Source organism: Bacteroides sp. CAG:633 (genome assembly GCF_000435115.1).
Taxonomy (GTDB): Bacteria; Bacteroidota; Bacteroidia; order Bacteroidales; family Bacteroidaceae; genus Bacteroides; species Bacteroides ndongoniae.
In genome coordinates, this window is sequence record NZ_FR882973.1 from 1 (window position 1) to 11,312 (window position 11,312).

Annotated in this window: 15 protein-coding genes; 6 read left to right on the forward strand and 9 right to left on the reverse strand. The window is 43.9% G+C overall.

The features are described 5' to 3' along the window. Positions 1 to 229 precede the first annotated feature (229 nt). The gene (locus QVP67_RS01600; protein WP_022161816.1) at positions 230 to 682 is read right to left on the reverse strand and encodes a helix-turn-helix domain-containing protein; all 453 of its coding nucleotides are present in this window, start codon (positions 680 to 682) and stop codon (positions 230 to 232) included. A 146-nt stretch (positions 683 to 828) separates the two neighbouring features. Here QVP67_RS01600 and QVP67_RS01605 point away from each other — a divergent pair, with 146 nt between their 5' ends. From QVP67_RS01605 to QVP67_RS01620, 4 genes are all read left to right on the forward strand, one after another. Further along, complete coding sequence (locus QVP67_RS01605; protein ID WP_022161817.1) at positions 829 to 1,020, forward strand: hypothetical protein; 192 nt, start codon at positions 829 to 831, stop codon at positions 1,018 to 1,020. 20 nt (positions 1,021 to 1,040) lie between these two features. Further along, positions 1,041 to 1,352: a hypothetical protein gene (locus QVP67_RS01610; RefSeq protein ID WP_022161818.1), complete on the forward strand. Its 312-nt coding sequence runs from the start codon at positions 1,041 to 1,043 to the stop codon at positions 1,350 to 1,352. A gap of 100 nt (positions 1,353 to 1,452) precedes the next feature. Continuing rightward, entirely contained in the window at positions 1,453 to 1,656 is a 204-nt protein-coding gene (locus QVP67_RS01615; protein WP_022161819.1) for a hypothetical protein, read from the forward strand. Next, positions 1,653 to 4,886 carry a DNA primase gene (locus QVP67_RS01620; RefSeq protein ID WP_022161820.1) on the forward strand — a complete coding sequence of 1,078 codons (3,234 nt, stop codon included), beginning with the start codon at positions 1,653 to 1,655 and terminating at the stop codon, positions 4,884 to 4,886. The genes QVP67_RS01615 and QVP67_RS01620 overlap by 4 nt, the downstream gene beginning before the upstream one ends. A gap of 62 nt (positions 4,887 to 4,948) precedes the next feature. On the opposite strand, the gene QVP67_RS01625 is transcribed toward QVP67_RS01620, so the two are convergent. Together QVP67_RS01625 and QVP67_RS01630 are read right to left on the reverse strand one after the other, a co-directional pair. After that, positions 4,949 to 5,833 carry a nucleotidyl transferase AbiEii/AbiGii toxin family protein gene (locus QVP67_RS01625; RefSeq protein WP_022161821.1) on the reverse strand — a complete coding sequence of 295 codons (885 nt, stop codon included), beginning with the start codon at positions 5,831 to 5,833 and terminating at the stop codon, positions 4,949 to 4,951. Beyond that, on the reverse strand, positions 5,833 to 6,414 hold the full coding sequence (locus tag QVP67_RS01630) for a type IV toxin-antitoxin system AbiEi family antitoxin domain-containing protein (RefSeq protein WP_022161822.1): 582 nt from the start codon (positions 6,412 to 6,414) through the stop codon (positions 5,833 to 5,835). The genes QVP67_RS01625 and QVP67_RS01630 overlap by 1 nt, the downstream gene beginning before the upstream one ends. A 596-nt stretch (positions 6,415 to 7,010) precedes the next feature. Between QVP67_RS01630 and QVP67_RS01635 the strand changes: the two genes are divergently transcribed. Then, positions 7,011 to 7,265 (forward strand): helix-turn-helix domain-containing protein, encoded by a 255-nt coding sequence (locus QVP67_RS01635; RefSeq protein WP_022161824.1) that lies wholly within the window; start codon positions 7,011 to 7,013, stop codon positions 7,263 to 7,265. Positions 7,266 to 7,280: 15 nt separating this feature from the next. On the opposite strand, the gene QVP67_RS15665 is transcribed toward QVP67_RS01635, so the two are convergent. From QVP67_RS15665 to QVP67_RS01665, 6 genes are all read right to left on the reverse strand, one after another. Then, positions 7,281 to 7,499 (reverse strand): hypothetical protein, encoded by a 219-nt coding sequence (locus tag QVP67_RS15665; protein WP_367882678.1) that lies wholly within the window; start codon positions 7,497 to 7,499, stop codon positions 7,281 to 7,283. A gap of 241 nt (positions 7,500 to 7,740) precedes the next feature. Then, positions 7,741 to 8,103 (reverse strand): hypothetical protein, encoded by a 363-nt coding sequence (locus QVP67_RS01645; RefSeq protein ID WP_022161826.1) that lies wholly within the window; start codon positions 8,101 to 8,103, stop codon positions 7,741 to 7,743. 56 nt (positions 8,104 to 8,159) lie between these two features. Then, positions 8,160 to 8,522, reverse strand: a complete 363-nt coding sequence (locus QVP67_RS01650; protein ID WP_022161827.1) for a hypothetical protein — start codon at positions 8,520 to 8,522, stop codon at positions 8,160 to 8,162. Positions 8,523 to 8,524: 2 nt separating this feature from the next. Continuing rightward, positions 8,525 to 8,695 (reverse strand): hypothetical protein, encoded by a 171-nt coding sequence (locus QVP67_RS01655; protein ID WP_022161828.1) that lies wholly within the window; start codon positions 8,693 to 8,695, stop codon positions 8,525 to 8,527. 1 nt (position 8,696) lies between these two features. Continuing rightward, positions 8,697 to 9,017 carry a hypothetical protein gene (locus QVP67_RS01660; RefSeq protein WP_022161829.1) on the reverse strand — a complete coding sequence of 107 codons (321 nt, stop codon included), beginning with the start codon at positions 9,015 to 9,017 and terminating at the stop codon, positions 8,697 to 8,699. A gap of 11 nt (positions 9,018 to 9,028) precedes the next feature. Beyond that, complete coding sequence (locus tag QVP67_RS01665; RefSeq protein ID WP_075316826.1) at positions 9,029 to 9,223, reverse strand: hypothetical protein; 195 nt, start codon at positions 9,221 to 9,223, stop codon at positions 9,029 to 9,031. 712 nt (positions 9,224 to 9,935) lie between these two features. Here QVP67_RS01665 and QVP67_RS01670 point away from each other — a divergent pair. Beyond that, positions 9,936 to 11,144, forward strand: coding sequence for a site-specific integrase (locus tag QVP67_RS01670; RefSeq protein WP_022161830.1), 1,209 nt, complete (start codon positions 9,936 to 9,938; stop codon positions 11,142 to 11,144). Positions 11,145 to 11,312 lie beyond the last annotated feature (168 nt).

Sequence of the window (11,312 nt, forward strand, 5' to 3'; positions counted from 1 at the left end):
AGTCAATACGCCAATTTTGGAAGCTTACTAGAGTTTATATCTTTTACGGCAGCGATCGCCGCAGTAATTTCAACTTGATAATCAGTAATTTACAACTTTATTGTAAACTTCTGTACAACACTACCTTATAAATTATATTTAATTTCCTAATCCCCTTGGAATTGTTTACTGGGTTATTACTTAAATATTACTTTTAACAAAATAGGTAGATTGAATAGTTTTGTTATTGTTACCTCCTTTCTTTTAATAGTTCAATAATAGCGTCCTTGTCCTTCAGATTGGAATCAAGACGTGTAATCTGTGCGTTCAGGCTGTCTATCTGCTCTTTCAGAAGTTTGATGGTCTCCTTTTGGCTTTCTACGACAGCCTGTTCCTTTGTCAATTGTGCAGCAATTTCGGTATCTCCGATATTGTTGTTTGCATTCCCGTCCAGTGTTACCGCCGCAAGGTATGCGGAAATCTGATGCTGCACGGGACAGAAAAGGGAAAAGAAATTGAAGCCCAGTGCCTCACTCACTTTGAAAAGGCGGTTGGTCTCCATCGTCTCCCTTTCGAGAATGCGGTTGATGTGCTGCTGGGGAACACCGATTCTTCGCCCAAGCTCGGATTTACTAAGCCCGAGTTCGTTGCGACGCCTGTCGATGGCCTCTCCCACATGCACGTTTTTTATATCTATTGTCATAAGATTAAATCAATAATTGAACCTTAAATCAAAATTCATCAAACAAATATTTGGCTATATAAACCTTTTTGTGTTATTTTGTGAGCGTTAAAACACTCATTTATTGAGGACAAAGTTAAACATTAAATATTAAACATCCAACAATTATGGCAGAAAACATGGAAAAAATTCGCCCCGCCCTCGTGGCGCTTGAAGTCGGCGACACCGTCACGTTCCCCATTTCACGCTTGAAGAGCGTCCGTACCCAGGCATCCGAACTGGGTGCCATCTACAACCGCCAGTTCAAGACCAGGACTGACAGGGAAAAGCATACGATTACAGTCAAACGTATTTTGTGAAGGATTAAAATCATGCGGATATGAAACTGCTTCAGTTTGTGGATCACCTGATTCCATACGACACCTTCCTGAACGACCTTTCCGCAAGGATTGTCAGAATGCTGAAAACGGACCGTGACGACCCGGAGTTTGTCAGCCAGAGGAAGGCTTATGAAATCTTCGGGCGCAGGAACGTGGAAAGATGGAGACGCCAGGGAAAGGTCGAGGCATACAAGAGGCCCGGCAAGGTAGAGTACAGAACGGCCGACCTCCGCCTCCTGCAACGCACGGTACAGGATTATCTTGATAACGGACATACGGAAAAAGGATGCGGAAAGGAACCGAAAAAGTAAACAATGTTGTGGCTATGTTGAAAAGAAAGCCGGCCCCGGCAATATAGTCACGGAATATTCTTTTCGGGGTGGCACGTATAACCATATAAACGTATCGCAAATGAAAGAGTTGAAACCAACCTGCGACCCCGAAGGAGTCTATTCTGCCAAGCGGACCTGTGCCGAACTGGGCATAAGCCATAAGACGCTCCGAAAGTACCGGGACAACGGCTACATTACGCCGCTTAACCCGAACAACCCGTGCCGGCCGAAATTCTCCGGGCAGTCCATCATCGACTGCTGGAATCTTATGAAGACATTATGATCAGCGAATCCACCATAAGCAAAGTCAGGGAACTTGCCATAGAGGATGTTCTCAAACCTTATGTCAGCCTTTCAAGGAAAGGCTCGACACTGATGGGGCTTTGTCCTTTCCATGCGGAGAAGACCGGATCGTTCGCGGTGTCCCCACACAGGAACCTGTTCCACTGCTTCAGCTGTAACCGTGGCGGTGACGCTATCACTTTCATTATGGAGAAGGAGAATCTTTCCTTCATCGAAGCGGTCAGGTTCATAGCTGAAAATAATAATATTCCGGTAGAATACACAGACGAGGAACGTACACATGAACAGGTTGCAGAGACAAAGCACCGGGAGTCCTTGCTGGCTGCATTGGACTGCGTGCAAAGCTATTTTCTTGAAAAACTGAGAGCCGGAACAAGTGAGGAGTGTTCCAAGGCACGTGAATATGCGTATGGAAGATGGCCGGAGGAGTTCTGTTCCGTGGCAGGCATCGGCTATGCGCCCAAGGACGGTTCCGCATTCATGGAGTATTGCCGACAGAAGTCTCTTGCCGAGGAAAAGCTGTTCGAGCTTGGGATGCTCCGGCGTGGCGAGGACGGCAGCGTGTATGCCATGTTCCGCCAGCGCATCATGATTCCTGTACGGAACAGGTGGGGACGCATCATCGCCTATACGGCTAGGTACATCGGTGACAATCCGAAAGCTCCGAAGTATATCAACTCGGCCACCAGCGTGGTGTATTTCAAAGGTGAGACGATTTTCGGCATTGACAGGGCAAGCCGCCAGCGGGATGCGGACTACTTTATCATCGTGGAAGGTGCGCCGGACGTACTCCGAATGCAGTCCGTGGGGTATGAGAATACGGTGGCCGCTCTCGGTACGGCATGGACGGACGGTCAGTTCGACCAACTGAAAAAGTTCACCTCGTCCCTATGCTTCATACCGGATTCGGATGTGGCAGAGGGTAAACCATACGGTCCAGGGTTCGAGGCGGTCATGACAAACGGAATTGCCGCAATCAGGAAAGGCTTCCATGTGACGGTCAGGGAACTTCCGTTCGCAAAAATAGCAAATGATACGGGTGAAGAAAAATACGGCAAGAACGATGCCGACAGTTTCATTCGTTGTCGGGAGGACTATACCTCACTGGCCGAGAAGCATTTCATCATCTGGCTGGCACAAAAGCGTTTCTTCGTGGCTTCGTCATTGGTGGAGGAACGGAAATGTGTCTCTGAAATAGCCGATCTGCTGCGTTACGTGAAGGACCAGCTGGTGTTTGACCAGTGCGTCGAACAGCTTTCAAAGCTGCACGGCAAGGTAAAGCTGTGGCGTGATGCCGTATCACAGGCACGGGGTGAAGCCCGGAGGAAAAGCAACCGCTCCGATTCCATGAACGAGATGCAGCGTGAGGCGGAACTGCTGCGCCAGTTCGGCCTATTTGTACGTGAGAACTGCTATTATTCCGTCGGCGAGGATGATGACGAGCCGGTCAGAATATCCAACTTTGTCATGGAACCGCTGTTTCATATCGAGGACGAGAACAACGGTACCCGTATTTTCCGTATGAGGAACATGTACAACGTCTGCCGTGTCGTCGAGCTGAAGGAGTCTGAACTGTGTTCACTAAGCAACTTCCAGCAGAAGGTCGGTTCACTAGGCAACTATGTATGGCTGGCCAAGATAGACAGGCTCAATCGTGTCAAGGAATACCTCTATTCAAAGACCGATACGGCAGAGCGTGTCCGGAAACTGGGCTGGAATGCGACAGAGGGTTTCTTTGCCTTTGGCAACGGCATATTCGCCGGCGGCTCGTTCAGGGCTGTCAATGAACTGGGCATCGTCAGGGGTGATAACGGCAAGGCTTTCTATATACCGGCCACATCCAAAATCTACATTCACAACCAGGAAATCTTCCAGTTCGAGCGGCTGATGGTACACGAGAACCGCAACGGGGTAAAGCTGTATGATTATGTGTCAAGGTTGACAGAGGTATTCGGAGAGAACGCGAACGTCGCTTTCTGCTACCTGCTTGCCACCCTGTTCCGTGACATCATATTCAGCCGTACTCGTCATTTCCCCATACTCAACCTGTTTGGCGAGAAGGGAACCGGCAAGACCACGCTCGCCACCTCCCTCCAGTCCTTCTTCCTGCACGGGGTTGATCCGCCCAACCTGGGTGTCACCTCCGTTCCTGCCATGAACGACCGTGTATCGCAGGCGGTCAATACCCTTGTCGTGCTGGACGAATACAAGAACGACCTTGACATCCGCAAGATAGCCTATCTGAAAGGACTGTGGGGAGGCGGCGGACAGACCAAGAAGAATACGGGCACGGACGGGATGGCGGCACAGACCATCGTCACTACCGGCGTGGTGCTTTGCGGTCAGGACAAGCCCACGCAGGACATGGCACTTTATACCCGTGTCATCTTCCTTACCTTCTCGAAAACCTCTTTCAGCCAGGCGGAGAAGAAACATTATGAAGACCTGGTGGCTCTCTGTAATTTGGGGCTGACGCATCTCACGCTGGAAATACTGAACCATCGGGAGCTGTTCGAGAAGAATTTTCCGGAAATCTATTCCATCACGAAGCGTGAATTGGCCACGAAGTTAGAGAACGAGACCATCCATGACCGTATTTTCGGCAACTGGGTCATTCCGCTGGCCGCTTTCCGCACGTTAGAAACAGTGATAGACGTTCCATTTACCTATACGGAACTGTTTGATACGGCCATAAAAGGCATACGTGTTCAGAACGAGCTGGCCCAGGAGAGTTCGGAGATTGCCGACTTCTGGAACATGCTTCAGGGATTCCAGACATCAGGGAAGTGCATTGACCGGGTTCACTACCGTATCCGTTACATGAAATCGTTCCGACCTCTTTCTGTCAGGGAAGACATCGAGTTCAACGAGGCCCGTCCTATCCTCTACCTGAACATGGCGGCCATAGCCTCCCTGTTCAACAGCCGGAACATGAACGCTACGGCCAACCGATCGAACTGGTCCACCATCCTGTCGTATCTGAAATCACATCCGTCGTATCTCGGTCTGAAACAGGATAGGTTTACGATTCTGTCTCCAAGTGGTCTGCCGGAATATTCCATTGAGATTGTCAATGGCGAGCAGGTCAGGAAGGTCAAGGTGAACCGTCCGAAAGCATTGTGTTTTGACTACCAGCAATTAAAGGATACGTTCGGACTTGAACTTGAAACGGAAGTTGTATCTGATAATACAGAATTAGAAGGATATTGAATGTGACATTAAAGCCAAGTGTTTTCATCTGATTTCGGATTAAACACTTGGCATTAAATAGATTATTCTAATCTGTCTTTCTGGAAATAGGTTTCCATTAAACTTTTCAGATTGTTCTCTATAACTGACATGACTTCTTCAAAAGGAATATTGACTTTCCATTTGATTTTTTTCAAAAACAACTGCCAGCGTTTAATTCGCTCAGGATCTGTTTTGAAATCGTCAGTAAACAGTTTCAAATTGGGATTATATTCCAATTTTCTGTTTTCGAAAGTTGCATTGATTGCTTCTTGTAATGTAGTCTTATCTATATCCTTTGTTGTAAGAATCTGATAGCAATCAAAGAAATCCTTCATTCTACTATTCAGTACATCACGATCTATCATTGTATGGAATTTCTCAGCTACTACGGTTTCTATCGAATATGCCTGAATATTAATGGATGGATTATCAGGTAGAAGTAATGGAAAATCCACAGTTTCAGGACATGGCGTAACCACATCTCCAAAACCGATGTCAATAGACATATTGTGTTCAATAGTATCCAAATATCCGGTAAAATAAAAGCGGGTCCCGGGATATTCTTTTTCCACTGTAATAGGTTCTGCTCTGATACTATCCACATTAAATACAACACCATCTTTCTCACAAGGAATACTTAGAATTTCTTTGAATACAGATTCCAAATGTTTCCTGTCACGACTTATTCTTTTTGCCATAAAGTCAACATCCACGGTAGGTCGGGCATCCAATCCATCCATTGCATACAAAAGCGAACCACCTTTCAATAGAAAGTTGTCCTTAAACTGACTTACTGAAACACGATACAGCAGCCGTTCGTTAAAATACCGTGCTAATAAATACATATATTCATGGCCGGAAGTTTTTTTCAAGTTCAGGAGCTTTTCTCTGACGGACTTCCCGTAATTGGTTATTTTTCTTTTCATTATTCTAATGTTATTTCAATGAAATAGTTAAGTGTTTTATATACTCTCAATTTCTTAGCGTAATCATATAAGCGACTAAGATTTCTGTCATTCCGTTTCAGATATGTTCTTACGACTTCTGCACATATATCCATACCAATTTTATTTCGATACTTGATGGCATCGCAAACACTTCTTTCTAAGTCTGTCATTCGTATTGTGTGACCGGAAACATTTTGTTCAATAACACCAATATCAAAATACTCATCCTTCCAATAATAAAGTTGTATAGGAATACTATCTGGAAGAACAATTTTTCTTTTACTTCTTATGGCTATACAAAATGCGGGGGGGACAGTTGTTGAAAGCTGGTAATAAGACCAGGCATTATATAGGCATACAACACCGCCAGGTATTATTCGCTCTATATCTACCATCGTGCTGAAAAGAGCTGTTGGCTCAGCATAAACCCCTTGGCGTACCCGTATAAGTTCGCCTCTTTCTACAGCTCGAAGTACTCGTTTATATTCAGAGCGATTAGAAAGATCTTTTACGGACAGAACCCCACCTTTGTTTGCCAACATATCTGTTATATTTTCCATATCTTGGTATTTTCTATTGCAAAGTTATTGAATTTATCCGAATAATGGGTATTTATCTACGGATAATATAAATATTTTCCGTAATTAAATCCCCTATACTAGAATCTAATCTTATCTAAGACTTCCTATAACTTTCAAAAAAATATCTGCACATATTTTCATGTTGACAGCGTTGACAAAGCATAATACATTTAGTACCAAATAGTTTATATTGAAAATCAGCGTTGACAAACGTTGACAAAGGTAGCCACTTTCAGAAAAACCCAAGATATTTGGAGCCAAAGGTTGACAAATCACGATATACTATTTATTTCTTCTTTTAATAAAGAAAAAGATAATATATTGTATGATAGTAGCTTATGGCAAACCTTATAAGATACGTTTGACGTTGGCTCCCTTGTCAACGCTGTCAACCTCTAAATATATGCCCTTCTTGTTTTCTTGTAACGCATACATTTCTCAATGTAGTCTTAAACATTACAGCGTTTGATAACACATATTTCTTGAAAATCCCATTAAATAGCTGATATTCCAATATCTAACGTATTGATATATATGTATTCCGATTTTATCTTTATGGCAAAGCGAAGTTGGATATGGATTTACACAAGTTGTTTTTGGAAGTTCTTCCCGGTCGGATATACTCCGTCAGTGAAGCCGCACGTTATTTGGGTGTTCACAGGTGTACTGTCTATGCCTATATCAGTCATCCCGAAAGGCCTTTGCCTTTTGTGAAAATGCAGGACAAGACGAAACTTATGTTTCGTGGAGCGGACTTGATAGCCTATAAAGCAGCCGGTCTCCCGAAGAAAGGCCGCAGACGGAAAGACGGCAGGGTCGGATGCCACTGACGCTTTCCGTTCCGGTCAATTTAGCCAATGATGCGTAAACGGACTTTTACCTGTTGCCTTTGACAAGTCGCAGGCAAGAAGCCATACCTTTGTACGTATGTCCTCCATGTCCGCAACGGCTTGCAGGTAGCGTGCCGGGGATGTCGCTCCGGACTTTATCATCCACTCCCACGCACACACTTCGGGGTTGATGGCATCCACGAAGGACATTATTTCCGATATAAGATTTTCCATCTTGCCATTCTTCATTTCAGCGGTAAAACAGAACGCTACACCGCCAAGTGTTTTCCGCTTAAAATTGAAGCATCGAATGCCGTTTTCCATTCTCGTTGATACATTCCAGCCGTTTATGGCTGCAATGTGAATAATTTGGTCGTCTGTCATGTCAGTATGAGTCAGTTGTTATGAAACAAACATAAGCCGGTCCGCCATATTCCCTTTGAAACATGGCAGGCTGCTTAATATAGTCTTAGTCCTATGCTATTTCTCTGATTGCGTCAAGAAGGTCCTCCACCATTTTCTCTGCCGCTTCCATGTCTTCAAGTACATCTCTCATACGGTAAGGTGCTCCGTTTTTTCCGTGTCCCCTGTTGTCAAGCCACAGATACGTTTCCTCGTCCACGTCGAAGTCATCGTAATAGTTCTCCATGTCCGTTATCAGACTGTCAAGGTCTTTGCCTTTCATTGTAGCCGTAAAGGAAAAGTTCTGCCCTGCCGGAGTGAATTTTGAAAACTCGAAGATGACTATCCCATTCTTCTGTCCGGCATCCGCACTTACATTCCAGCCGTTCGTTTCACCGCATCGGACAACTGTATCTATTCTGTCTTTTTTGCGCATATCGTTTTTGTTTTATGTCAGCCGTAGTGTCAAGCCACGGCTGACGGTTTATAAACTCAATCTTCAAATCTCGCAAGGAAACGTTGCAGACGGTGGTCATTCAGCCTGCAAAGCGGTGCAGGCTGGAAGTTCATTTGCTGCCGTACCTGCAATTTGCCAAGGCCTTGTGCCGTAAGGTCAAGCTCCACTTCCGACAGCTCGTTCAGTGAAATGTAGCCGTACTCGTCCTCCATAAGTCCGACAACTATACCGAAAAGAATGGTGTCATTACCTTCTGTCTCTCCTTCAAGAATGAACCAGCGGACAGAACCGAGGGCAAAAACCGCACGGCAAACAGCGTCCTTTCCCTTGCCGTCTTGGGAATAAAGGGGATAGCCTTTCAAGGCTTCCTCCAACATGGGTGTCATAAGCCTGCACATAATCAGTCAAATTTAATTTCGTCCTCGTAAACGTCTATTTCCGCTCCGCTGCTGAACTGCACGGTAAAGCCTTTTGCGGTTTTGGCGATGATTGTACCACGATGATAGCCACGCCACGGTGCTATCAGCTCACATTGCTGTCCGTATTCCGGAAAATCTGTATCGTCCCACATATCAGTAAGTTTTAGTGTTTGAAAATTCGGGGTCATAAATAAGTTCTCTTTCAATCAGATATTGGTACGCTTCCGAAGCGAGCCGTGAAGCCCACTCGTTGCGTTCGTCATAAAAGCCATTTTGGTAATTGTGCGCCAACTGCCGCATGAAGCCGATGAATACCTTGAACATCTGCTGCTGGAGGTAGCGGTGCGCTCTGGTCAGTTCCCTGCCGGTCTTGTCGGCGGAACACATCCGTCCGTTCACGAAGTTTGCAAACTCTTGGGCGAAAGCCTCGTCCTGCCCGGAGACTGTCGCTCCTGAAAATTCCTGATAGTCCATATTGTTACAATTTAGATGGTTGCCTGATAATAAATCCAAGGTTCGGGTGACACGTTGTAGATATAATCGCCACACCGCACCAGTAAACACCTGCTCCCATAATAGAGCCTCTTCATGCCTCGGACACTTCCTGTCCTGTGAAAGTTGGGAAAGCGGTCTATGCCAACTCTTCGTCCTTGCTCGATAGTCATTTTTCTTACTCGCATAATCCTTTAAGTTTGGAGGTTTCAATTCTTTTCCCTCTTGTGAAGCTCCTTTGAGCCTCGTGGTCGGGAAAACCGTTTTTCGTGCAGGCCGGACTGCGGACGTAAAGGGAGATAAGGCAAGTGTGAGATCAGAGAGCGCGGACGGAATACCCAAATTTTGGAGGAACGGGAAAATTTGCGGAAGGCTGCCGTCAAGCCCTCCGACCGAAAGCGCCAGCGACACTTGACGTTCTCCCTGTCCGCAGTAGCTTTGCACGTAAAAAACGGCTCCCGACTACGAGACTCAAATGGTTGTCAAGCCACATTCGTCTTACATTTTTCGGAGAACAGATTATCACCTTGCAGGCAAGTATCCATATATATGAAGAATATTCTGAAACGCCGTTGCCGTTGTGAGAGCCTGTAAAATGGAGCAAAGCGTAGTCTTGCAGGCTCTCTCTATGGCAACGGACTGGAAACTTCCATCAATCGTAGTAACCTGTCAGCTGGAACTTACTTGGTGTCATAGACACGGAGTAAGTCAGCAAACGAATTTTCATAGTATCACAAAATCTCATAACCTCTCACATAATCCAATGTTTAATGTATTGCAAGCAATTTTCATAAGCCATACCTTTAGGACAAAATACTGATTTATAGTGATATATGTATAGTCAGATGCCAGCTGACCTAATATTCTATATATTATATAGCAACTCAATCGAATAGAAGTATGGCAACAATTAAAATCAAATTTCGTGCATCCTCTTCCACAGAGAATGAGGGTACCTTATTTTATCGAGTAACACATAATCGGATAGTACGACAAATTAGTTCAGGGTATAAAGTCTTTCCGCAAGAATGGAACGCTGAAAAAGAATGCCTCGTTTTACCAGTAGAATCAGATTCTATACGACGAAACTATTTGGTTTCGCTGAAGGAAACTTTATTAGATGATACCAAACAACTGAAAAGTATTATCAACCGACTAGAACGGAGTGGCGAGGTGTATACGGCAGATAAAATTGTATATCTATTTTTACATCCGATAATAGGACATGGTTTTATCGCTTTTGCTCGTCAAGAAATTGAAAATCTTAAAAAGATAGGAAAAAAAAGTAAAGTAAAGAGTTATACTACTACATTGAAAAGTTTCTCCCGATTCCGTAATGACAAGGAATTATTACCAGAAGAAGTGAACTCTGATATAATAGAAGCATATGAAACGTATCTGGAATCCGTAAAAGTATGTCCAAACACTATCTCGTTCTATATGCGTAATTTACGAGCAATCTACAACCGTGCCGTAGCCAAAGAACTAACCGTTCAAAGATTTCCATTCAAACAAGTCTATACAGGTATCGACAAAACAGTGAAACGTGCAGTATCGATAGAGGTTATTCGGCAAATAAGAGATTTAGATCTAACCTTGCATCCTTCGATGGAATATGCGAGAGATATGTTTCTTTTTTCATTTTACACTCGTGGTATGTCCTTTGTAGATATGGCATTTCTGTTGAAAAAAGACTTACAAAATGGAGTTTTAACTTATCGTCGCCATAAGACCAACCAGTTATTGTTCATTAAATGGGAAAAACAAATGCAAGAAATCATTGACAAATACGACACTTCTAACACTAATTACTTGCTACCTATTATCAGAAATAAAGACCAAAATGATCGAAAACAATATGAAAATGAATGTCATCGAATTAACCGGAATCTAAAGAAGATTGGCAAACTCATAAATCTTTCTATACCACTTACTACCTACGTAGCCCGTCACGGATGGGCAAGCATTGCGCAAAAAGAAGAGATTCCTATTGCAACCATAAGCAAAGCAATGGGACATGATTCGGAAAAAACAACACGTATTTATCTTGATTCTCTTGATACATCTATTGTGGATAAGGCAAATAGTACTATTCTTAATTTATTGTAAGCTTAATTTGTTGAGCAAATTTGCTCTTCTCTTTTTAAGAGAAGTACACCGAGTACAAAGTTATGGAAATATAATGAGAATACTTTATAATTGAGACGAAAATATGCTATTTCTTAGAAAAACAAGTATATCAAACAAAAAATATTCAGCACTTTGTTGAGTAAAAGA

What these genes read in the sequence shown, in the direction of transcription:
- QVP67_RS01645 (WP_022161826.1), bottom strand. Translation starts at nt 8,103, where the DNA reads ATGCGCAAAAAAGACAGAATAGATACAGTTGTCCGATGCGGTGAAACG.
- QVP67_RS01610 (WP_022161818.1), top strand. Translation starts at nt 1,041, where the DNA reads ATGAAACTGCTTCAGTTTGTGGATCACCTGATTCCATACGACACCTTC.
- QVP67_RS01655 (WP_022161828.1), bottom strand. Translation starts at nt 8,695, where the DNA reads ATGTGGGACGATACAGATTTTCCGGAATACGGACAGCAATGTGAGCTG.
- QVP67_RS01635 (WP_022161824.1), top strand. Translation starts at nt 7,011, where the DNA reads ATGGATTTACACAAGTTGTTTTTGGAAGTTCTTCCCGGTCGGATATAC.
- QVP67_RS01660 (WP_022161829.1), bottom strand. Translation starts at nt 9,017, where the DNA reads ATGGACTATCAGGAATTTTCAGGAGCGACAGTCTCCGGGCAGGACGAG.
- QVP67_RS01605 (WP_022161817.1), top strand. Translation starts at nt 829, where the DNA reads ATGGCAGAAAACATGGAAAAAATTCGCCCCGCCCTCGTGGCGCTTGAA.
- QVP67_RS01630 (WP_022161822.1), bottom strand. Translation starts at nt 6,414, where the DNA reads ATGGAAAATATAACAGATATGTTGGCAAACAAAGGTGGGGTTCTGTCC.
- QVP67_RS01665 (WP_075316826.1), bottom strand. Translation starts at nt 9,223, where the DNA reads ATGCGAGTAAGAAAAATGACTATCGAGCAAGGACGAAGAGTTGGCATA.
- QVP67_RS01620 (WP_022161820.1), top strand. Translation starts at nt 1,653, where the DNA reads ATGATCAGCGAATCCACCATAAGCAAAGTCAGGGAACTTGCCATAGAG.
- QVP67_RS01615 (WP_022161819.1), top strand. Translation starts at nt 1,453, where the DNA reads ATGAAAGAGTTGAAACCAACCTGCGACCCCGAAGGAGTCTATTCTGCC.
- QVP67_RS01670 (WP_022161830.1), top strand. Translation starts at nt 9,936, where the DNA reads ATGGCAACAATTAAAATCAAATTTCGTGCATCCTCTTCCACAGAGAAT.
- QVP67_RS01600 (WP_022161816.1), bottom strand. Translation starts at nt 682, where the DNA reads ATGACAATAGATATAAAAAACGTGCATGTGGGAGAGGCCATCGACAGG.
- QVP67_RS01625 (WP_022161821.1), bottom strand. Translation starts at nt 5,833, where the DNA reads ATGAAAAGAAAAATAACCAATTACGGGAAGTCCGTCAGAGAAAAGCTC.
- QVP67_RS01650 (WP_022161827.1), bottom strand. Translation starts at nt 8,522, where the DNA reads ATGTGCAGGCTTATGACACCCATGTTGGAGGAAGCCTTGAAAGGCTAT.
- QVP67_RS15665 (WP_367882678.1), bottom strand. Translation starts at nt 7,499, where the DNA reads ATGGAAAATCTTATATCGGAAATAATGTCCTTCGTGGATGCCATCAAC.